Source organism: Allgaiera indica, from assembly GCF_900106675.1.
Classification (GTDB): domain Bacteria; phylum Pseudomonadota; class Alphaproteobacteria; order Rhodobacterales; family Rhodobacteraceae; genus Acidimangrovimonas; species Acidimangrovimonas indica.
This window is the reverse complement of sequence record NZ_FNOB01000003.1, coordinates 74,631-95,347: the sequence shown is the minus strand read 5'-3', so window position 1 is coordinate 95,347 and position 20,717 is coordinate 74,631. Positions and strand designations below refer to the sequence as shown.

The window sequence follows — 20,717 nt, the reverse complement described above, 5'->3', positions numbered from 1 at the left end:
CTATTCGGCGGCCGGCGCCTGCGCCCGCACCGCCGTGCGGCGCTTGTCACGGCTGGCGGCGGCCCACCAGGCGACCTCGTCCAGAAGGCCCCGGGCTGACGGTTCCAGATGCGCGGGCAACTCGCCGCCCTTGGCCGCGGCCATGAAATCGCCGCCGCCGATGTGAACCGCGCCGCCCACCGGCACCATGCGCAGGTTGATCGCCACCAGGCGCAGATGCTCCAGCGCGCGCGACCCGCCCGATCCGCCATAGGCCACCGCGCCCACCGGCTTGTGCTTCCAGCCCTCGAAGCCGTAGTCCAGTGCGTTCTTCAGCACCGCCGGCAACGAGTGGTTGTATTCCGCCAGCACCACGACGAAACCGTCGTAGCCCTTCAGCTTCGCATCCCATTCCAGAGCGGCGGCATTCTCGGCCGGCTTGGCCGAAAGCGGCGCGGTTTCGTCGAAGAACGGCAGCGGATGGTCGCGCAGATCGACGATCTCGGCCTGCATGTCTGGGCGCGCATCCATCATGTCCCTGATCCAGGCCATCGGCTTGTCGGCGAACCGGCCGGGGCGGGTGGTAGAGGGGATGATCGCGATTTTCAGTGTGTCGCTCATTGGACGAATCCTTGTGGTCTGCCTGCATTGCCAACCCCATCTAGGCCGGTCCGCCCCTGCCCGGCCAGACGCCCGCGCGCAAAGCCGCTGTGCATTCCCGCGCAGCCCAAGCTTTGCCCTTGCGGGACCCGCGGGGCGGTGCTTTATCTTTTGCCATGACGAAGCCCAGCGACAACCCAGCCGATCCCTTCAAGAAGGCCCTGGCCGAGGCCACCCGCACCATGGCGGACGATCCCGAGCTGGGCGTCAGCTATTCGGTGGACCCGCCGGGGCTGACCCGCGACGCGATGCGCCTGCCCCAGGTCAGCCGCCGGATGACCGCCGACGAGGTATTGCTGGCGCGCGGCACCGCCGATGCCTTCGCGCTGCGCCACCGCTATCACGATGCCAAGACCCATGCGCGCTACGAGCCCTCGGGCCAGATGGCGCGCGATCTTTACGAGGCGATGGAAACCGCGCGCTGCGAAGCGGTCGGCGCCCATACCATGCCCGGCACCGCCGGCAATATCGACGCCAGGATCGGCGCCGAGGCACGGCGCAAGGGCTACGAGCAGATCGTGCGCGCCGAGGACGCCCCCCTGGCCACCGCGGCGGGCTATCTGGTGCGCCACCTGGCCACCGGCCGCGACCTGCCCAAGGGCGCCGGCAACGTGATGGAGCTGTGGCGCGGCTTCATCGAGGAACAGGCCGGCGGCACGCTGGAGGGGCTGGGCGACACGCTGATGGATCAGGCGGCCTTCGCCCGGTTGTCGCGCAAGGTCATCGCCGATCTGGGCTATGGCGACCAGCTGGGCGAAGACCCCGATTTCGAGGACGAGGACGATAACCAGGACGAGGCCGAAGAGGATCAGGACGATCCCGAAAGCCAGGGCCAGGAAGAGGATCAGGAGGATTCGGAAGCCTCGCCCGAGCAATCGCAGGAAGAACAGCAAGACGACGCGCAGGCGCAGGTCTCGATGGACGAGGACGCCGAAAGCGAGATGTCGGACGACAGCGAGATGCCCGATTCCGACGCCCCGCTAGAGCCTCCGCCACCCGCGCCGCATTCCGAGGCCGACCCGAACTATACCGTCTACAGCACATTGTTCGATGAGGAGATCAAGGCCGAGGAACTGGCCGAGCCGGCCGAGCTTGAGCGCCTGCGCGCCTATCTCGACCAGCAGCTTGATCCCCTGAAAGGCGCGGTGGGACGGCTGGCGAACAAGCTGCAGCGCCGGTTGCAGGCGCAGCAAAACCGCTCTTGGCTGTTCGATCTGGAGGAAGGCATCCTGGACGCGGGGCGTCTGGCGCGGGTGGTGGCGAACCCCACGACGCCGCTCAGCTTCAAGCAAGAGAAGGATACCGAATTCCGCGACACGGTGGTGACGCTGCTGCTGGACAACTCCGGCTCGATGCGCGGCCGGCCGATTTCCATTGCCGCGATCTGCGCCGATGTGCTGGCCCGCACGCTGGAGCGCTGCGATGTGAAGGTCGAGATCCTGGGCTTCACCACCCGCGCCTGGAAGGGCGGCCAAAGCCGCGAGCGCTGGCTGGCGGCGGGCCGGCCCCAGGCGCCCGGGCGGCTGAACGATCTGCGCCATATCGTCTACAAATCCGCCGACGCCCCCTGGCGCCGGGCGCGGCCCAATCTGGGCCTGATGATGAAGGAAGGGCTGCTGAAGGAGAACATCGACGGCGAGGCGCTGGAATGGGCGCATCGCCGGATGCTGGTGCGGCCCGAGGCGCGCAAGATCCTGATGGTGATCTCGGACGGCGCGCCGGTCGATGATTCGACCCTGTCGGTGAACGCCGCGAATTACCTGGAAAAGCACCTGCGCGACGTGATCGCCTTGGTCGAGCGCCGCCGCGCGGTGGAACTGATCGCGATCGGCATCGGCCACGACGTGACGCGCTACTACCAGCACGCCGTCACCATCACCGATGTCGAACAGCTGGCCGGCGCGATGACCGAACAACTCGCCGCGCTGTTCGATCAGGATCCGCGCGCGCGGGCCCGGATCATGGGCGTCGCCAAGGCCGCGCGCTGATGTTCCAAAGCTTCACCGTCACCGCCCGCCCCGAACAGGGCCCGCCGCGCCTTGCCGCGCTGCGCGCCCGGCTGGCGGACGAGGGGCTTGCGGGTTTCATCGTGCCCCGCGCCGACGCGCATCAGGGCGAATATGTCGCCCCCCATGACGAGCGCCTGGCCTGGCTGACCGGTTTCACCGGCTCGGCCGGGTTTTGCATCGTGCTGCCCGATATCGCCGGCGTCTTCATCGACGGCCGCTACCGCACCCAGGTGAAGGCGCAGGTGGATCTGCGGGCCTTTACCCCTGTACCCTGGCCCGACACGCTGCCCGGGCCGTGGCTGCGCGAACATCTGAACGGCGGCCGGGTCGGGTTCGATCCCTGGCTGCATACCGCCGACGAGATCGCGAAGATCGACGAGGCGCTGAAGGGCAGCGGCATCACGCTGGTTCCGGTCGCGAACCCGGTCGATGCGATCTGGGACGATCAGCCCGCCCCGCCCTGCGGTCGGGTCTTTGCCCAGCCGCTGGAATTCGCAGGCCGCTCGGGGGCCGAGAAACGCGCCGAACTGGCCGCGCGGCTGGCACAGGACGGCCAGCGGGCTGCGGTGCTGACGCTGCCGGATTCGATCGCCTGGCTGTGCAACATCCGCGGCAGTGACGTGGCCCGCAACCCGGTGGTCCATGCCTTCGCGGTGCTGCATGCCGATGCCCGGCTGACGCTGTTCATCACGCCCGGGAAGCTGGACGACGCGTTCGGCGCGCATCTGGGCGAGGGCGTCAGCCTGCGCCCGCCCGAGGCCTTCATGCCCGCGCTGCGCACCCTGGACGGCCCGGTGCGCGTCGACCGCGCCACCGCCCCGCTCGCCGTCAGCCGCGCACTGGAAGATGCGGGGGTCGAGGTCGCCTGGGGCCAGGATCCCTGCCTTCTGCCCAAGGCGCGCAAGAACCCGGCCGAGATCCAGGGCGCGCGCGACGCGCATCTGCGCGACGGGGCGGCGATGGTCGAATTTCTCGCCTGGCTCGACGCCACCGCACCCGGGGATCTGACCGAGATCGACGTGGTCACCCAGTTGGAAAGCTGCCGCAGCGCCACCAACGCGCTGAGGGAAATCAGCTTTGAGACCATCTGCGGCTCGGGGCCCAATGGCGCGATCATGCATTACCGCGTGACCGAAGAGACCAACCGCAAGCTCCGCGAGGACGAGCTGATGGTCATCGATTCCGGCGGCCAGTATGTCGACGGCACCACCGACATCACCCGCACCGTTGTGCTCGGCACCCCGCCGGAAGGCGCGGCCGAGGCCTTCACCCGCGTGCTGCAGGGGATGATCGCGATATCCCGCGCGCGTTGGCCCAAGGGGCTGGCGGGGCGCGATCTGGACCCTCTGGCGCGCTATCACCTCTGGCTGGCGGGGCAGGATTTCAACCATGGCACCGGCCATGGCGTGGGGTCCTACCTGTCGGTGCACGAGGGGCCGCAGCGGCTGTCGCGGATTTCCGAAGTGCCGCTGGAGCCGGGGATGATCCTGTCGAACGAGCCCGGCTATTACCGCGAGGGCGCCTTCGGCATCCGCATCGAAAACCTGGTCGTGGTCGACGAGGCCCCTGCCCTGCCCGGTGGCGACCCCGAGCGCAGCATGCTGTGTTTCGAGACGATGACCTTTGCACCGATCGACCGCCGACTGATCGTGACGGCGATGCTTTCACCCGGCGAACGCGCGTGGCTGAACGGCTATCACGCGGATGTGTATGCGAAAATCGGCCCCAAGGTGACAGAGTTCGCGCGGGATTGGCTACAGCGGGCGACGGCGCCGGTCTGACCGCTTTTCCTGTCACAAAACTGCACTAGACTCCTCACGACCCATATCGCGCGACCCGACCGCGCCCTGGAAAGGAATGGCCATGTCCGACCATATCACCATCGTCAAGGTCCCCGGCACCTGGGTTGTCCTCGCCGGCGGCGCGATCCTGGGCGAAACGAAAGCCGCAATGGAACTGACCGAAGGCGACTATCCGCCGGTGATCTACTTCCCGCGCGAAGATGTCGCGATGGCCTTCCTCGATCAATCGGACACCAGATCGACCTGCCCATGGAAAGGCGAGGCACGCTATTTCTCGATCGTGACCAAATCCACGACGCTGAAAGACGCGGCCTGGAGCTACGAATCCCCCGTCAAGGAGGCCGAGCGGATCAAGGGCCATATCGCCTTCTACCCCGAAAAGGCGACGGTCGAGCGGATCTGACAGCCGGCCGCGCGCCAAGGCATCTGCCCGCGGTTGCGGCCGCGCGCAGCCAGCCTGCCTAGCGGCGGTAGTCGTTCATCACCACCCTCGCGACCGCGTCGCGCGTCAGGACGCCGACCACGTTCTCGGCCCGCGGCACCCGCTTGTCTGGCACCACCAGCACCGCCAGGTGTTTGCGATCGGCCATGTGGGTCATCACCGACTGCATGAACGAGCTTTCGCGCGCGATGCCGACCGGCTCGATCAAGGGCCCCAGGGCGCGGGTCTTGTCCTCGGGATCCACCTGGATGACACCCAGGATATGGCGGCCCTCGGTGACAACGGCGTAGCTGGGGCTGTCCGAAGCGTGGGGCAGCCGGCGGGCGCCGTGCAGATCGCCGGTGTCGACCACGCCGATCACCTTGTCCATCACGTCTCGTGCCTTGCGGATCGCGAACATATGGGTGCGCAGGCCGCGCGGGATATGGTGGCCCCGGCGCGCCAGCTTGGTGGTGTAGATGTCCTCGGGCGACAGGCCGGTGCGCACGCCCACCGCGCAGGCCACCGCGATGATCGCGGCGACGGTGATCGAATAATCGCCGGTCATCTCGAAGATCATCACGATCGAGGTGATCGAGGCCCCCGTGGCCCCGCCCACGATCGCCGCCATGCCGACCAGCGCGAAGGCGATGGGCGAGAAGGCCAGATAGGGGAAGGCCGCGTTCAACAGCGCCCCGAAGGCCGCCCCCAGCGAAGCGCCGAGGAACAGCGAGGGCGAGAACACCCCGCCCGACGCGCCTCCGCCCAGGCTGACCGAGGTGGCGAAGAGCTTCAGCACGAACAGTAGCAGCAGGAATTCCGGCGTCGCGATCTGGCCGGCCAGGATCATCTGGATCGTGGCATAGCCCACGCCCTGGGTGTGATACATGCCGGTGGTCAGCATCAGCACATAGAACAGCACGCCAAGCATGGTCATCGCGATGATGTTCTTGAAGTAATCGTTGATCGGCAGTTCGTCGAACTTGTCCTCGGTCCAGTACAGGCCCTTGACGAAGATCGTGGCGGCGATGCCGGCGATCACCCCGAACAGGACATAAAGCGGCAGCATGTCGGCCGACAACGGCACGAAGATGTCGGGCCGCTCATAGGCGGCGACGGAAAAGGCGGGCTCCATCCCGAAGGCGAGGCGGCCCACATAGGTCGCGGTGCCGGTGGCCAGGACCAGCGGCAACAGCGTGCGCGCCGTGACTTCGGGCAGCATCAGTTCCACCGCGAACAACACGCCCCCCAGCGGCGTGTTGAAGGTGGCGGCGATGCCCGCGCCCGCGCCCGCGCCCACCAGCGTGATGATCTGCCAGCTGCGCAGGTGAAATATCTGCCCCAGAACCGACCCCATGGCCGATCCGATCTGAATGATCGGCCCCTCGCGCCCGACCGAGGCGCCGGTACCGATCGACAGCGCCGAGGCCACCGCCTTGATCACCACCACCACCGGCCGCATCAGCCCGCGCTGGTAGTAGATCGCGTCCAGCACCTCGGGGACGCCATGGCCCTTGGCTTCGGGGGCGAAGGTCTTGACCAGCCAGACGACGATCAGACCGCCGACCACCGGCACCAGGATCACCCACGCACCGAGCGGGCTGGGCGGCGTCGGGATGTTGGCGTTGTAATCACCCGACAGCGTTCCCAGGAAGGTCAGGTTGTGAAACACCGAGATCAGCCAGCGCAGTGCCACCGCCCCAAGCCCGGCGACTACCCCGATCACCACGGCCATCAGCGCAAGTGCGACCGCCGATGCCTGACGGGTGTCTGTCTGGATCGGCGCGGGGCGGGTTTCGTCCGCTCGGCCGGCGATGGGCTGAGAGCTTTCTGGCATGGGGCCAACCAATCTCCTGTTCACCCGCGCGTCAAGCCCCGGGCCGAAAATCAACCGAATTCGCGATACTTATAATCCGCTGTTGCGCTTGGTGCAGCCTTTTTGTCAAGGTGGGGCAGCTTCCCGGCCCGCGCCCGCGCGCCGCGCCGGGCCCCGCAATTGCCCCAGGAGGCCGCCATGCCCTCGCTGCCCGAGCGGCGCCGTCTGACCCTACGGCGCGAGACGCTGAATGTCCTGATTGGCGTCGCCATCTTCGGTGCGCTCTACATCGGCTATCTCGCCTATCAGAACCACCGCGCCGAGGCCTATTACGCCAACCTGCGCAAGACCGACCCGCTGCGCTATCTCGACGATCTGCGCAAATCAGAAGGCTTCGCCGCCTATCTGGACAAATACCGTCTGCTAGAGGGCTATACCTCCGATCGCCCCCAGGTGCCGCCGTTCATCCTGGGCCGCTGGACCATGCGCGTAGTGCCCCAGCGCGTGGCACCGGGGACGGTTTTCTCGGATTGCCTGAACCCCGTCAGCTTCCAGCATGGCCTGTTTCGCCTGCACGAAGGGCCGAAAGCCGTGGCCTACAAGGTCGAATACCGCATCACCGGCCAGGATCTGATCCTGACGGGCGACCGCATCGGGCGGCTGGCCGTGGCGATGGTCAGCTACGGCAGCGCCATCGACCATCTCGAACTGCACCCACCGGGCGAGGCCGACCAGACCTACTACGCCTATCGCTGCGGAAGCTAGGCCATGCCAGGCCTGCCGCAAACGGTTACCGACGCGTTGGCCGCGCTGCTTGGGCGGCGGTTCAGTCAGGCGCCATCGGATCTGGATATCCATGGCCGGAATGAGACCCACTTTGCCCCGGCGCCCCCCGATGCGGTGGCCTATCCGCGCACGACGGAAGAGGTCGCGGCGATCCTGCGCATCTGCGCGCCGGCCGGCGTGCCGGTCACGGCCTGGGGCGCGGGGACGTCCCTGGAAGGCCATGCGCTGGCGATCCGCGGCGGGGTCTGCGTCGATTTTTCGCAGATGGACAAGGTGCTGGAGATCTTCCCGCAGGACATGCTGGTCCGGATCCAGCCCGGGCTGACGCGCGAGGCGCTGAACACCGAATTGCGCACGACCGGGCTGATGTTCCCGGTCGACCCCGGCGCCAACGCCTCGCTTGGCGGCATGGCCGCGACGCGCGCCTCGGGAACCACCGCGGTGCGCTACGGCACGATGCGCGACAACGTTCTGGGGCTGGAGGTAGTGCTGGCCGACGGCCGCGTCATCCGCACCGGCACGATGGCGCGGAAATCCTCCGCCGGCTACGATCTGACCGGGCTATTCGTCGGCGCCGAGGGCACGCTGGGGCTGATCACCGAACTGACCCTGCGCCTGCACGGCCAGCCCGAGGCGATCTCGGCCGCGGTCTGCGCCTTCCCGGCGATGGGCCCGGCCGTTGAGGCGGTGATCGCCACGATCCAGTCCGGCATCCCGATGGCGCGGATCGAATTCGTCGACACGGCGACGGTCGCGGCCTTCAACGCCGAGGCCCGGGCCGCAATGCCTCAACGGCCCCACCTGCTGGTCGAATTCCACGGCTCCGAGGCCGGCGTCGCCGAGCAGGCCGCCCGTTTCGGCGAAATCGCGCGGGACTTCGGCGCCGGCGCGTTTCAGTGGGCCGCCCGCCCCGAGGACCGCTCTCGTCTGTGGAAAATGCGGCACGAGGCCTATTGGTCGATCCTGCGCCTTCGCCCGGGCGCGACGGCCTGGGTCACGGATGTCTGCGTGCCGATCTCACGCCTGGCCGAGGCGGTCGAGGAAACCGCGGCCGAGATCGCCGCCAGCCCGATCCCGGGGCCGATCCTGGGCCATGTAGGCGACGGCAATTTCCATGCCGTCCTGCTGGTCGCGCCTGAAGACGGCGCCGAGGTGGCGGCGGCCAAGCGGCTTGCCGCCAACATGGCCGAAAGGGCGCTGCGACTGGGTGGCACTGTCACCGGCGAGCATGGTATCGGCATGGGCAAGCTGGACTATATGGAGCGCGAGCATGGCGCAGGCTGGGACGTGATGGGGCAGATCAAGCGGGCGCTGGACCCGGCGAACCTTCTGAACCCCGGCAAGATGGTGCGCCCCGATGGGGCTTGAGGGTCCCGACGCCTTCGCCCGGGCGTTTTCCGGCGCCTGGCTGGCACGCGACGTGGCAGGCCTGACGGGGCTGTTCACGGAAGACGCCGATTTCCTGACCCTGACCGGCGAATGGGCCGAGGGACGCCAGGCGATCGCGCGCACCGTGACCGGCGAGATGAAGGGCGCCTTCGCGCGCGCCCGGCTGGTGACCGGCCGGGCCAAGCTGCGGCCTCTGGGCAAGGACATGGCGGTGGTGCATCAGCGCTTTGTCCTGTCGGGCGTGCTGAATCCCGACGGCACAGACGCCGGCCGCATCGCAACGATCCTGATGGCCGTGCTGCTGCGCGACCGCACCGGCTGGCAGGCCGTCTCGGCACAATTCACCGTCGAGGAAGGCTGAAGCGCAGCTACGGACGGGGAAGGCGGCGGGGGCGCTGCCCCCTGCACCCCTGGAGTATTTCCGCCAAGAGGAAGGGACAAGGGTTTCGCGCCGTGGTCAGGCGTCGAGCAACGCCCTGGCGGCGTCGCGCGCGGCATCGGTGATCGTGTCGCCGGCCAGCATTCGCGCGATCTCATCCACGCGGTCGTCGGGGTCAAGCGGCGTGACGGACGAGGTCGTCATGCCGGCGCTAACCGCCTTGGCCACGCGCCAGTGATGGGCACCGCGCGCGGCAACCTGCGGTGAATGGGTGACGACAAGCACCTGGGCATCCTCGGCCAGCCGCGCCAGGCGCCGCCCCACCGCATCGGCTGTGGCGCCGCCCACGCCGCGATCGATCTCGTCGAAGATCATCGTGAGCGCCGTGTCGCCGCGCGTCAGGCAGACCTTCAGCGCCAGAAGGAAGCGCGACAATTCCCCGCCCGAGGCGATCTTGTTCAACGGCCCCGCCGGCGCGCCGGGGTTGGTCGCGACGGTGAAGGCCACCTGATCAGCGCCTTCGGGGCCCGGCTCGGCCGGGGTGATCTGGGTGGAGAACAGGGCGCGCTCCATCTTCAGGGGTGCCAGTTCCCCCGCCATCGCCGCATCCAGCTTTGCCGCCGCGTCGGCACGCCGCGCGCTAAGCTGGGCGCAGGCCTCCAGATGGGTGACCCGGGCTGCCTCCATCGCGGCACGCAAATCCACGATCTGCGCCGCGCCGCCGTCCAGCGCCTCGAGCCGGGTGCGCAAGTCCTGGGCCAGAACGCCCAATTCGTCCGGCGCCACCGAATGCTTGCGCGCCAGCGCCCGGATCGCGAACAGCCGTTCTTCGCAACGCTCCAGCGCGGCGGGATCCACATCCAGCGCCTCCAGCGTATCGGCGGTGCCCTGCTCGGCCTCGCCCAGTTCGATCAGGGCGCGGTTCAGCGCCTCGATCGGCGCGTCGAGCCGGCCCTCGGCGCTGTCCGCCACCCCTTCCAGCCAGCGCAGCGCGTCGCGCATCGGCCCCTCGGCCCCGTCCAACCCCAGCGCCTGATGGGCGCGCAGGATATCCTCGCGGATCCGGTTCGCCGCCTGCATCGCGCGGCGCTCGGAATCCAGCACGCCCTCTTCGCCCGGCTGCGGGTCGAGCTTGTCAAGCTCGGCCACCGCATGGCGCAAGAACTCTTCCTCGGCCTGAACGGCGGCCAGCGCGCCCTCGGCCTGCGCCAGGCGCTTGCGCGCGGCGCCGAAGGCCGACCAGGCGGCGCCGACCTCGGCCAAGATCCCCTGGACCTGGGCGAAATCATCCAGCAGCGCACGGTGGCCACGCGGGTTCAGAAGGCCGCGGTCGTCCTGCTGGCCGTGCAGTTCCACCAGTGTGTCGGAAAGCGCGCGCAGCACCTCGCCCGAGGCGCGACGATCGTTCACCCAGGCGGTCTTGCGCCCGTCGGAGCTGTTCACCCGGCGCAGGATCAGTTCATTCCCGGCCGGCAGACCAGCCTCTTGCAGCACCGCGCGGCCGGCGTGGCCCGCGGGCAGATCGAAGACGGCGACCACCTCTCCCTGCTCGGCGCCGGCGCGCACCAGTTCGGCCCGGCCGCGCCACCCCAGCACGAAGCCCAGCGCGTCAAGCAAGATCGATTTGCCGGCCCCGGTTTCCCCGGTCAGCACGTTCAGCCCCGGCCGGAACGTCAGCTCCAGCCGGTCGATGATGAGAAGGTCGTGGATGTCGAGGCTGCGCAGCATCTGCGGCCTGGCCTAGAGCCATTTCCCCTGGATCATCTGACGATAGACCTCGCGCAGCCAGCCACGGCCCTTCGGCTTCGGCGACAGGCCCTTTTCCTTCAGAAGCTTGTAGGCCGAGTCGTAATAGGGGCTGGAGCGGAAATTGTAGCCCAGGATCGCGCCCGCGGTCTGCGCCTGGTCCGTCAGGCCAAGTGCGGTATAGGCCTCGACCAGACGTTCCAGCGCCTCGGGCACCTGGTCGGTCGTCTGGTAGTTCTGCACCACATTGCGGAAGCGGTTGATCGCCGCGGCATAATTCTGGCGCTTGAGGTAATAGCGCCCGATCTCCATCTCCTTCGCCGCGAGATGGTCGAAGGCCAGATCAAATTTCAGCACCGAAGACCGCGCATAGGAGGTATCGGGATATTTCTCGATCACGTCCCGCAGCGCCTGAAGCGCCTGGAATGTCACGCCCTGATCGCGTCCGACCTTATCGATCTGGTCGTAATAGCTAAGCGCCACGAGGTATTGCGCATAGGCCGCGTCATCATCGGCGGGATAGAATTCCAGATAGCGCCGGGCGGCGGCACGCGACTTATCGTATTGGCGCGACTCGTGGTAGGCGTAGGCCTCCATGATCAGCGCGCGCTTGGCCCAGGGCGAATACGGATAAAGGCGTTCGGTCTCCGAGAAGAAATGCGCCGCGTCCTTGGGCTTCTTGCGCGTGTTCAACTCATACTCGCCGCGCTGGTAGATCTGCTTGGCGGTATATGTGCCCAGCGGGATTTCCTTGGCCGACTTTCCGCCGCAGGCCGCAAGAAGCGCGACCAACGCAGTCGCCCCGATAAGCCGCGCGTAAGACCTGACGCCTGCCATTTCCGCCTGCCCCTTCACCGATTTCGGAGGCGATCGCGTCGCCGCGCGGCCTCTCTTCGTCCGTCTGTTAGCACAGAAAAATCCGGGGCGCAAAATGCCTTTGGCGGGTTTCGCGCTACTCAGGCGTGGACCGGAACGTCGTGGCGCGACAGCCCGACGCCGGGCAGCTTGCAGCCAGTGTTCACCCCCACCTCGACCAGCCGATAGGCACCTGGCTGCGCGAACAGCTGCCGCAGCAGGCGGTTCGTCAGCGCATGGCCCGAGCGGTTGCCAGTGTAGCGCCCCAGGATCGGCGCGCCGGCCAGCGCCAGATCGCCCAGCGCATCCAGCATCTTGTGGCGCACCGGTTCATCGGCATGGCGCAGCCCACCGGGGCTGAGAATACGATCGCCATCGACAACCACGGCGTTCTCGACGGTGCCGCCCAGCGCAAGGCCGTTGCGGCGCATCGCATCCACGTCGGATTGGCGGCAGAAGGTACGACTGTCGCACAATTCGCGCACAAAGGCGCCGTTGGCCATGTTCAGCGTCTTGCGCTGCTGGCCGATCGCCGCATCGGTGAAATCGATCGAGAAATCGATCTCGAGCATCTCCGACGGGTCGAGCCGGGCCCAGGAAAGGCCATCGCTGACCTCGACACGCTCGAGAATACGAAAGGCGCGCACGGGCACGTCCAGCATCCGGGTGCCCCGCGCCAGGATGGCCTCGACGAAGGGCATGGCCGAGCCATCGAGAATCGGGACCTCGGGGCCGTCGATCTCGATCAGGGCGTTCTGGATGCCGCAGCCGGCCAGCGCCGCCATGACATGTTCGATCGTCGATACCTGCACACCGGCGGCGTTCTCGACCACGGTGCACAGTTTCGACGGGTGAACCTGATCCCAGCGCGCGGCGATCATCGCGTCGCGACCATGCAGGTCGGTGCGCTTGAACCAAATGCCGTAATCGGCCGAAGCCGGCTGCACGCGCATCCGCGCGGGCTGGCCGCTATGCAGGCCGACGCCGGCAAAGGTCACCGCTGATTTTAGCGTCTGTTGCACCAAATCCTCAATCCTTGCACGAACCACCCCATGGATCGTCATCGCCCTATGGTCCGCAGCTTGGACCTAATCACATGCCATTCGCATCACAATTCACTCTTTGCAACGCGATGTAACAAAGCCTTCACACTTTGGCAAATTCGCGCCGATCCCGCAAAAACACCGCATAACGCATTGTAATACATGATAAATAGCAGATCATATGTACACGCCCGTTCGGTGATATTTGAATGCCTCCGGCCCGGGGTCGCGCCGTCCGGCCCCGCCCCGGGCGATGGCCGGCACGCGCCATCACGCCTGACACGGGGTACAGGATGCAAGGACGGCACCCGCGCCAGCGTCGCAGCCCCCGGGGGATCCATGACGCGCGCGGCCTGACCCCGAGGCACCAACGACAAGGGCCGGGTTCCCCCGGCCCTGTCGTCGCTGCGAGTGGTGGTCGTCTGGTTCTAGTTCGCCTGACGGCGCAGGAAGGCCGGGATCTCGATGCGCTCCTGCTCGGGATCGGCCTCGTGCTCTTCCTCATAGGCGGTGACCGGAGGCTGCTGGCGCTGCGCGGCCTGAGCTCGGTCGGGTCCGGCCTCGTGCCCGTGGCCCGTCATACGGTTGATCAACGAGTTGATGCCAAAGCGCGGGCGCTCTGCCCCGGCCTGCGGGCGCGGCGCCTGAGCGGCCTCGCGCGGCTGCTGTGCGGATTGCGCGGCCTGGCGCGGCAGCGGCGCACGGCCGGCGGGTTGCTTATTCACAGCGGCCGCGAGGCGGGCCAAGGCCTCGGGTGAGGGCGTGCCGGCGGCCCGGCCGCGCGGGGCGACGAAGGCCGCGGCATCGTCCTCGATCGCGGGGTGCGGCGCCTGGGCAGCGGGTCGCTGCTGCACCGGCTGCGGCTGCGGCCGGTAGGCGGGCGGCGGCAGATCGTCGGCCTGCTGTTGCGGCTGGGTCCGGGCCGCCGGCGGGAAGCTTTCGAACAGCGAAGGCTCCTCGGCGGGTTCCTCAAGGCGCGCGGCTGCGGGCTCGGGCGTCGCGACGGGCGCGGGGGCCGGGCTTGCCTGCGCATCGTTGGGATGGGCGCCGGTCTGATGGGCGGGCAGCGGTTCCGCCAGGCGGCGGCGCGGCACCGGGGTTTCGGCCGCCGCTGGCGCCGCGTCGATGCCGGTGGCGACGACAGAGACGCGGATCGTGCCTTCCATCGTGGTATCCAGCGTCGAGCCGACGATGATGTTGGCGTCCGGGTCGACCTTTTCGCGGATGATGTTCGCGGCCTCGTCCAGTTCGAACAGGGTCATGTCGTAGCCGCCGGTGATGTTGATCAGCACGCCCTTGGCGCCGTTCAGGCTGATCTCGTCCAGCAGCGGGTTGGCAATCGCCTTCTCGGCGGCATCGACGGCGCGGTTCTCGCCTTCGGCCTCGCCGGTGCCCATCATCGCCTTGCCCATCTCGTCCATCACGGCGCGGACATCGGCGAAGTCGAGGTTGATCAGGCCCGGGCGCACCATCAGGTCGGTCACGCCCTTGACGCCCTGATAGAGCACGTCGTCGGCCAAAGCGAAGGCTTCGGTGAAGGTGGTCTTCTCGTTGGCCAGCCGGAACAGGTTCTGGTTCGGGATGATGATCAGCGTGTCGACGACCTTTTGCAGCGCCTCGACGCCCTCTTCGGCCTGGCGCATACGCTTGGCGCCCTCGAACTGGAACGGCTTGGTCACCACGCCCACGGTCAGCACGCCCAGCTCGCGCGCCGCCTGGCCGATGATCGGCGCGGCGCCGGTGCCGGTGCCGCCGCCCATGCCGGCGGTGATGAAACACATATGCGCGCCGGCCAGATGGTCGACGATCTCCTCGATGGTTTCCTCGGCCGCGGCGGCGCCGACATTCGGCCGGGCGCCAGCCCCCAGGCCCTCGGTCGCGCGCACGCCCATCTGGATGCGGTTCTGCGCCTTCGATTGCTGCAGCGCCTGCGCATCGGTGTTGGCGACGACGAACTCGACCCCCTCGAGCTGCTTCTCGATCATGTTGTTGACGGCGTTGCCGCCCGCACCACCAACCCCGAAGACAGTGATCCGCGGCTTCAGTTCCTGATCGTCATTGATGGTGAGGTTCAGTGTCATCGCTTTCCGCCTGCCTTTGCTGTACGGGCCGTTCGCGGCCGCTTATCCCCGCGCTGCCGTTAAGTATATATCTGCAGCGTGCCACGGTCATGTGAAAAACGCAATATCAACACAAAATATCGGGGGTTTAGCGCCGATCAACGCGGGATTTCGCCTATTGCCCGATACTTGGTGGAAACAGTTAACACATCTACCATACGGCGCGCCGCGCGGCGTGCCGAGGATCTGCCGTACCACTGCACGGCCCAGGCGGGCCGCCACCGTCCATCGCGATTCGAAAAGCACTGCCCGTGCCTTCCCAAGGCCGTTGGCCGGCCTCTTATCCCCGATTATTCCACAAACCTATCCACAGGTCGAGCCACAGTTCGACAGCGAGACCGGCCCTCCCTACCAATTGTCCTTGAACCACTTCAGCGCCCGCTTGAGCGACCGCGCGGGGTAGCGATCCAGCGGCATCTCGAAATCCCACCATTCGTCCTGCGGATGGGCCGCGAACAGGCACAGCCCCACGGCAGAGCTGAACGCCGGCCCGGTGGCGGCCTGCGGCAGCCCCTGGACGCGCAGCGGCCGGCCCAGGCGCACGCGCTGGCCCAGGATCCGGCTGGCCAGCCCGTCAAGGCCGGGGATCTGGCTGCCGCCGCCGGTCAGCACGATCTGCTGGCTTGGCAGATGCTCGAACCCGGCCGCGTCCAGCCGCGCGCGCACCTCTTCGAGGATCTCCTCGACCCGCGGGCGCATGATGCCGATCAGTTCGGCGCGGCTGGCGGTGCGACGGTCCTTTTCCCAATCGCCGCTGTCGCCGCCGATCTCGATCATCTCGCGGTCGTCCATGCCGGTGGCGATCACGCCGCCATGGCGGGTCTTGATCCGCTCGGCCACCGCCAGCGGCACCTGCAGCCCCTTCGAGATATCCGAGGTCACATGATCGCCGCCCAGCCGCACGCTGTCGGCGTAGATCATGTGCTTCTTGATGAAGACCGAGATGCCGGTTGCGCCGCCGCCCATGTCGATGCAGGCCGCGCCCAGTTCCTGTTCATCCTCGACCAGACTGGAAATCCCCGAGACATAGGCCGACGAGGCCAGCCCCGCGACCTCCAGGTCGCAGCGCTTGATGGCGGCCAGCACGTTCTGGATCGCGGCACCATCGACCGACAGAAGGTGCATGTCGCAGGCCAGCCGGTTGCCCACCTGCCCCCGCGGGTCGCCCAGGCCCGAACGGTGGTCGAGCGCGAAATTCACCGGCTGGGCGTGCAGAACCTCGCGTCCCTGGCCGATATCGGGCACCTCGCAGGCCGCCAGCACGCGCGCCACGTCCTGTTCCGACACCGCGCCCTCTTCCAGCGCCCATTCGCCCGCCAACCCGTAGCTGCGCGGCCGCGCCCCCGAGAAACAGGCGATGACGTGATCCACGCGCACATTCGCCATCTTCTGCGCCGCCTGCACCGCGGTGCGGATCGCGCGCTCGGTCTCCTGCATGGCGTCGATCTCGCCGAAGCGCACCCCGCGCGAACGGGTCGTGGCGGCGCCGATCACCCGGAAAGAGCTTTGCCCCGCCATCGGGCCGATGCCCTCGGCCTCGCGGAAATGATCGGGGCCGTCGAAGCGCAGGATCAGGCAGCCTATCTTCGAGGTGCCCACGTCGAGGATCGCGATCACGCCGCGCTGCATTGCAGCCTTGCGCATGTTCCGCATCATCCGCTGGCCTTGGTATAGGTCGGTCATAATGTCTTTGCTCCTGCCTCGCTTTGGCGCATTTTTCTAAGCTCCTCCATCGCCTCGGGGGTCAGGCGGACGGTGGGGCGCGCCTCGTTGCGCATGTCGACGACGGTGATGCCGCGTTCCAAAAGCTTCTGGGCGTTATCAAGTGCCAGCACCCGCTCCAGCGCCTCGATCGGGTGGGTTTCGGGCAGCTCGATCACCTGATCGCGGTCGAGCACCACGTTCCAGCGCCGCTCGCCCACCCGTACCAGGCCACGGATGCGCGGCCTCAGCGGCCCCGCGGCCTTGAGCAGCGCCAGCGCCTGCGGCACCGCCGCATCCGCCCCCTGCCCCGCGATCAGCGGAAGATCGGCGCGCGCGTCGCGGTCGACCAGCCCGGCGACGCGATGGCCGGTGGGGTCCAGCATTTCCAGCCCCGCGCCACTGCGCCACACGACCGCTCCCTTGCGCTGCACGATGGTCACGTGCAGCGCGCCGCCGGTGCCGACCTCCAGATCCGCATTGGCGACGGCATCCAGCGCCTCGACCTTGTGACGCAGGGCGACCAGGTCCAGATCGAAGGAGCTGACCGGAAGCTTCAGGCCCAGCGACTGGCGGATCGCCTGGGCCAGCGGCGGGCTTGCGCCATCGATCGAGACCATGTTGACCATGAATTCGGGACGGGTTTCGATCTCGCGCTGGATCTGGTGATAGCGCGCCACCACCTCGGCACGGCGCTCGGGGTTGCCGAAATAGGCGCCAAGCGCGCCGACGACCACGGCCATCGGTAGCCCAACGCGCAAGAGCCGCCGGTACGACGGCGTCAGCCACAGCCGGTGCAGGCGGTAGGCGATGCGGCTGGGCGCCGGGTCGCGGCGCGGCGGCCGATGGCCGGGTGGGCGGGGCGTACGGGGCGCATGGTGCGCGCCGCCGTCACGCGGGTCGGCATCGGACTGATCGGCGCGGCGCAGGATCAGCGGTTGCACGAGGCGTCCTCCACGATCCAGCGGCAGAGTTCGGGGAAGGAGTACCCGCAACGTTGCGCCTGCTCGGGCACCAGCGAGGTGGGCGTCATCCCCGGCTGGGTGTTGGTCTCCAGCAGCACCAGACCCGCCAGGCCGCGGCTTTCGTCCCAGCGGAAATCGGTGCGGCTGACACCCCGGCAGCCCAGCGCGCGATGGGCGCGCCGCGCATAATCGAGGCAGGCGTCGAAGATCTCTTGCGGGATCTCGGCGGGCAGCACATGGCGCGATCCGCCGGGCTTGTACTTGGAATCGTAGTCGTACCAGCCGTCCGTCAGGATGTCGGTCACGGTCAGCGCACCGGGATCGCCCTCTTCCCCGCCCATCACCGTGGTGGTCAGCTCGCGCCCCGGGGCGAAGGCCTCGACCATCACCACCTCTGGCATGTCGGGCGACAGCTGCGGCGGCCCGTTGGCGGCGTCATGCACCAGATAGACACCGACCGACGAACCCTCGTTGTTGGGTTTCACCACATAGGGCGGCGCCATCACGTGCCGGGTGCGCACCTCTGCGGCCGGGGCCAGAAGGCCGGGCATCGCCGGCAGGCCGGCGGCACGGTAGATATCCTTGGTGCGGGTCTTGTCGAGCGTCAGCGCCGAGGCCAGCACCCCCGAATGGGTATAGGGGATCTGCAGCCATTCAAGCAGCCCCTGCACGCAGCCGTCCTCGCCCCAGCGGCCATGCAGCGCGTTGAAGGCCACGTCGGGCGCCAGCGCCTTCAGCCGCTCGGCCAGATCGGGGCCGGCGTCGATCTCGGCCACGTCGAAACCCGCCTGGCGCAGTGCCAAGGCGCATTCCCGCCCGGTCGAGAGCGACACTTCGCGCTCGGCCGACCGGCCGCCCATCACTACCGCCACCCTGGAGGCTGCCCTGCGCGACACCTCTGCACCTGTCCTGACGGGGGCCTTGTGCCCCTCGTTTCTGCCTCAAGGGCCCGGGGGCCCGCTTCCGACCGGCTGACCCGCAGCATTCCGCAGGATCCGGCCAGTTGTTTTCTCTCGGGACGGTGCTCAGCCGTTCCCGGGGGCCAGTTCACCGACCCGTTTGATTTCCCACTCTAGCAACAGACCCGATTGATGGAAAACCTTTTTTCGAACATCCTCAGCCAATTCCTCCAACTCCGCGGCGGTCGCGCCACCGGTGTTGAGCAGGAAGTTGGGATGCTTTTCGGACATCTGCGCGCCCCCCTTCCGCGCGCCGCGCAGACCGGCGGCGTCGATCAGCCGCCAGGCCTTCATGTCATGCACGTCGTCGTCCCGCCCGGTCGAGGAAAATCCCGCCGGATTGCGGAAGGTCGAGCCGGCGCTGCGTTCCTTGGTGGGCTGGCTCGCATCGCGTCGCGCGATCTGGTCGGCCATCGCCGCCTCCAGCGCCTGCGGCGCGGCGCGCGGCCCGGTCAGCGTGGCGGCGACGATCACCCAACCTTCGGGCAGGTCCGACTGGCGGTAGGCAAAGGCCATCTCTTCGGGGCCGCGCTCGACCAGATCGCCCTGACGGGTGACGCAGGTGACGGATCGGCAGATATCCGCCAGATAGCGGCCATAGCAGCCCGCATTCATCCGCACCGCGCCGCCGATGCTGCCCGGAATGGTGCGCAGGAAGGTCAGGTCGATGCCTTCCGCAGCCGCGCGCCGCGCGACATGGGCGTCAAGCGCGGCGGCCCCGGCGCGCAGCGTGTCGCCGGCGATCTGAATTTCATTGAAGCCCCGCCCCAGGCGGATCACCACCGCCCGCAGCCCGCCGTCGCGCACGATCAGGTTGGATCCGACCCCCATGGGAAAGACCTCCACCCCGGCCGGCAGAGCCGCGAGAAAGCCGCGCAGGTCATCGAGATCGGCGGGCTGGAACAGCCAGTCTGCCGGGCCGCCGACCCGCAGCCAGGTCAGATCCGCCAGCGACCGGTTCGGTGTCAGCGTGCCACGGACGGGAGGAAGATGTTTCGCCATGCGCCCCGGTTAGCCGCCCCGCGCGCTGCTCGCAAGAGGCTCGGTGTCGGCGGCGGATTGCGATCGGCCGGCACGGCGCCAAATTCCTTGGAAAGGAATTTGCAAAGCTCTTTTCAAGAGTTTTGTGCGGCCTCAGCTTTCGGCCAGCATGCCCTTCCCGGCGGCCAGTTCGCGCATCCGCTTCTGCAGCTTCTCGAAGGCGCGCACCTCGATCTGACGGATTCGCTCGCGGCTTACGTCATATTGCGAGGACAGGTCCTCCAGCGTCACGGGCTGATCCTTCAGCCGGCGCTGCATCAGGATGTCCTTCTCGCGATCGTTCAGCACATCCATGGCCTTCGCCAGCAATTCTCGCCGTGCCTCCAGCTCGTCGCGCTCGGCATAGGCGCTGGCCTGGTCGGCATCCTCGTCCTCCAACCAGTCCTGCCACTGGGCCGAGCCGTCCTCGCTGCCCACCGTGGCGTTGAGCGACGCGTCGCCACCCGACAGGCGGCGGTTCATCGCCACCACCTCGTCTTCGGTGACGTTCAGATCGGTCGCGATCCGCTTGACGTTCTCGGGGCGCAGATCGCCATCTTCCAGCGCGCCGATCCGTGCCTTGGCCTTGCGAAGGTTGAAAAACAGCTTCTTCTGCGCGCTCGTCGTGCCCAGCTTCACCAATGACCAGGAGCGCAGGATATATTCCTGGATCGAGGCCCGGATCCACCACATCGCATAGGTGGCCAGGCGAAAACCCTTTTCCGGATCGAAGCGCTTCACCGCCTGCATCAGGCCCACGTTGGCCTCGGAAATGACCTCGGCCTGGGGCAGGCCATAGCCGCGGTAGCCCATGGCGATCTTCGCGGCCAGCCGCAGATGCGAGGTGACAAGCTGGTGCGCGGCCTCGGTATCCTTGTCCTCGGTCCAACGCTTGGCCAGCATGTATTCCTGCTCGGGCTCCAGCATCGGGAACTTGCGGATTTCCTGCAGATAGCGGTTCAGCCCCTGTTCGGGGGACGGCGCCGGAAGGTTGGTGTAGCTTGCCATTCACATCTCCCTTGTGCCGCCACGCGGCGAAATCAATCCGACCTAGGGCCGTCTTGGCG

General features: G+C 67.8%; 17 protein-coding genes. 6 read left to right on the top strand and 11 right to left on the bottom strand.

Annotated features, from left to right (window positions below):
• Nucleotides 1–600, bottom strand: coding sequence for an NADPH-dependent FMN reductase (locus tag BLV97_RS03670; RefSeq protein WP_035842019.1), 600 nt, complete (start codon nucleotides 598–600; stop codon nucleotides 1–3).
• Nucleotides 601–755: 155 nt separating this feature from the next.
• Here BLV97_RS03670 and cobT point away from each other — a divergent pair, with 155 nt between their 5' ends.
• From cobT to BLV97_RS03655, 3 genes are all read left to right on the top strand, one after another.
• Nucleotides 756–2,627, top strand: a complete 1,872-nt coding sequence (gene cobT, locus BLV97_RS03665) for a cobaltochelatase subunit CobT (RefSeq protein ID WP_035842016.1) — start codon at nucleotides 756–758, stop codon at nucleotides 2,625–2,627.
• Nucleotides 2,627–4,429: an aminopeptidase P family protein gene (locus BLV97_RS03660; protein ID WP_035842014.1), complete on the top strand. Its 1,803-nt coding sequence runs from the start codon at nucleotides 2,627–2,629 to the stop codon at nucleotides 4,427–4,429. The genes cobT and BLV97_RS03660 overlap by 1 nt, the downstream gene beginning before the upstream one ends.
• 82 nt (nucleotides 4,430–4,511) lie before the next feature.
• Nucleotides 4,512–4,853: a DUF427 domain-containing protein gene (locus BLV97_RS03655; RefSeq protein ID WP_035842011.1), complete on the top strand. Its 342-nt coding sequence runs from the start codon at nucleotides 4,512–4,514 to the stop codon at nucleotides 4,851–4,853.
• 58 nt (nucleotides 4,854–4,911) lie between these two features.
• On the opposite strand, the gene BLV97_RS03650 is transcribed toward BLV97_RS03655, so the two are convergent.
• Nucleotides 4,912–6,708: a chloride channel protein gene (locus BLV97_RS03650; protein ID WP_051646044.1), complete on the bottom strand. Its 1,797-nt coding sequence runs from the start codon at nucleotides 6,706–6,708 to the stop codon at nucleotides 4,912–4,914.
• Nucleotides 6,709–6,885: 177 nt separating this feature from the next.
• On the opposite strand from BLV97_RS03650, the gene BLV97_RS03645 reads away from it, so the two are divergent.
• Genes BLV97_RS03645 through BLV97_RS03635 form a run of 3 tightly spaced genes read left to right on the top strand, consistent with a single transcriptional unit; the run spans nucleotide 6,886 to nucleotide 9,223 of the window.
• Nucleotides 6,886–7,452 (top strand): hypothetical protein, encoded by a 567-nt coding sequence (locus BLV97_RS03645; protein ID WP_035842008.1) that lies wholly within the window; start codon nucleotides 6,886–6,888, stop codon nucleotides 7,450–7,452.
• A 3-nt stretch (nucleotides 7,453–7,455) separates the two neighbouring features.
• The gene (locus tag BLV97_RS03640) at nucleotides 7,456–8,841 is read left to right on the top strand and encodes an FAD-binding oxidoreductase (protein ID WP_051646043.1); all 1,386 of its coding nucleotides are present in this window, start codon (nucleotides 7,456–7,458) and stop codon (nucleotides 8,839–8,841) included.
• Nucleotides 8,831–9,223 (top strand): YybH family protein, encoded by a 393-nt coding sequence (locus tag BLV97_RS03635; protein WP_035842006.1) that lies wholly within the window; start codon nucleotides 8,831–8,833, stop codon nucleotides 9,221–9,223. The genes BLV97_RS03640 and BLV97_RS03635 overlap by 11 nt, the downstream gene beginning before the upstream one ends.
• 96 nt (nucleotides 9,224–9,319) lie before the next feature.
• Here the strand turns inward: BLV97_RS03635 and recN are convergent, their stop codons facing one another.
• The 9 genes from recN to rpoH form a co-directional block, all read right to left on the bottom strand.
• On the bottom strand, nucleotides 9,320–10,969 hold the full coding sequence (gene recN, locus BLV97_RS03630; protein WP_035842003.1) for a DNA repair protein RecN: 1,650 nt from the start codon (nucleotides 10,967–10,969) through the stop codon (nucleotides 9,320–9,322).
• Between the two features lie 12 nt (nucleotides 10,970–10,981).
• A complete protein-coding gene (locus BLV97_RS03625) occupies nucleotides 10,982–11,824 on the bottom strand; it encodes an outer membrane protein assembly factor BamD (protein WP_035842000.1) in 843 nt (280 codons plus the stop codon).
• 119 nt (nucleotides 11,825–11,943) lie between these two features.
• Nucleotides 11,944–12,864, bottom strand: coding sequence for a UDP-3-O-acyl-N-acetylglucosamine deacetylase (gene lpxC / locus BLV97_RS03620; RefSeq protein ID WP_035842032.1), 921 nt, complete (start codon nucleotides 12,862–12,864; stop codon nucleotides 11,944–11,946).
• Nucleotides 12,865–13,313: 449 nt separating this feature from the next.
• Nucleotides 13,314–14,966 (bottom strand): cell division protein FtsZ, encoded by a 1,653-nt coding sequence (ftsZ, locus tag BLV97_RS03615; RefSeq protein ID WP_092163954.1) that lies wholly within the window; start codon nucleotides 14,964–14,966, stop codon nucleotides 13,314–13,316.
• Nucleotides 14,967–15,353: 387 nt separating this feature from the next.
• Nucleotides 15,354–16,688 (bottom strand): cell division protein FtsA, encoded by a 1,335-nt coding sequence (gene ftsA / locus BLV97_RS03610; RefSeq protein ID WP_035841980.1) that lies wholly within the window; start codon nucleotides 16,686–16,688, stop codon nucleotides 15,354–15,356.
• Nucleotides 16,685–17,650 carry a cell division protein FtsQ/DivIB gene (locus BLV97_RS03605; RefSeq protein ID WP_244520959.1) on the bottom strand — a complete coding sequence of 322 codons (966 nt, stop codon included), beginning with the start codon at nucleotides 17,648–17,650 and terminating at the stop codon, nucleotides 16,685–16,687. The genes ftsA and BLV97_RS03605 overlap by 4 nt, the downstream gene beginning before the upstream one ends.
• Nucleotides 17,638–18,543, bottom strand: a complete 906-nt coding sequence (locus tag BLV97_RS03600) for a D-alanine--D-alanine ligase (RefSeq protein ID WP_081825048.1) — start codon at nucleotides 18,541–18,543, stop codon at nucleotides 17,638–17,640. Before BLV97_RS03600 ends, BLV97_RS03605 begins: the two co-directional genes overlap by 13 nt.
• A gap of 153 nt (nucleotides 18,544–18,696) precedes the next feature.
• Nucleotides 18,697–19,632: a UDP-N-acetylmuramate dehydrogenase gene (gene murB / locus BLV97_RS03595; RefSeq protein ID WP_035841976.1), complete on the bottom strand. Its 936-nt coding sequence runs from the start codon at nucleotides 19,630–19,632 to the stop codon at nucleotides 18,697–18,699.
• 132 nt (nucleotides 19,633–19,764) lie between these two features.
• On the bottom strand, nucleotides 19,765–20,658 hold the full coding sequence (gene rpoH / locus BLV97_RS03590; RefSeq protein ID WP_035841974.1) for an RNA polymerase sigma factor RpoH: 894 nt from the start codon (nucleotides 20,656–20,658) through the stop codon (nucleotides 19,765–19,767).
• Between the last annotated feature and the right edge of the window lie 59 nt (nucleotides 20,659–20,717).

Coding starts and splice junctions, on each gene's coding strand:
- murB (WP_035841976.1), bottom strand. CDS start 19,632: ATGGCGAAACATCTTCCTCCCGTCCGTGGCACGCTGACACCGAACCGG.
- BLV97_RS03660 (WP_035842014.1), top strand. CDS start 2,627: ATGTTCCAAAGCTTCACCGTCACCGCCCGCCCCGAACAGGGCCCGCCG.
- ftsZ (WP_092163954.1), bottom strand. CDS start 14,966: ATGACACTGAACCTCACCATCAATGACGATCAGGAACTGAAGCCGCGG.
- BLV97_RS03650 (WP_051646044.1), bottom strand. CDS start 6,708: ATGCCAGAAAGCTCTCAGCCCATCGCCGGCCGAGCGGACGAAACCCGC.
- BLV97_RS03655 (WP_035842011.1), top strand. CDS start 4,512: ATGTCCGACCATATCACCATCGTCAAGGTCCCCGGCACCTGGGTTGTC.
- recN (WP_035842003.1), bottom strand. CDS start 10,969: ATGCTGCGCAGCCTCGACATCCACGACCTTCTCATCATCGACCGGCTG.
- BLV97_RS03635 (WP_035842006.1), top strand. CDS start 8,831: ATGGGGCTTGAGGGTCCCGACGCCTTCGCCCGGGCGTTTTCCGGCGCC.
- cobT (WP_035842016.1), top strand. CDS start 756: ATGACGAAGCCCAGCGACAACCCAGCCGATCCCTTCAAGAAGGCCCTG.
- rpoH (WP_035841974.1), bottom strand. CDS start 20,658: ATGGCAAGCTACACCAACCTTCCGGCGCCGTCCCCCGAACAGGGGCTG.
- BLV97_RS03645 (WP_035842008.1), top strand. CDS start 6,886: ATGCCCTCGCTGCCCGAGCGGCGCCGTCTGACCCTACGGCGCGAGACG.
- BLV97_RS03640 (WP_051646043.1), top strand. CDS start 7,456: ATGCCAGGCCTGCCGCAAACGGTTACCGACGCGTTGGCCGCGCTGCTT.
- ftsA (WP_035841980.1), bottom strand. CDS start 16,688: ATGACCGACCTATACCAAGGCCAGCGGATGATGCGGAACATGCGCAAG.
- BLV97_RS03670 (WP_035842019.1), bottom strand. CDS start 600: ATGAGCGACACACTGAAAATCGCGATCATCCCCTCTACCACCCGCCCC.
- BLV97_RS03625 (WP_035842000.1), bottom strand. CDS start 11,824: ATGGCAGGCGTCAGGTCTTACGCGCGGCTTATCGGGGCGACTGCGTTG.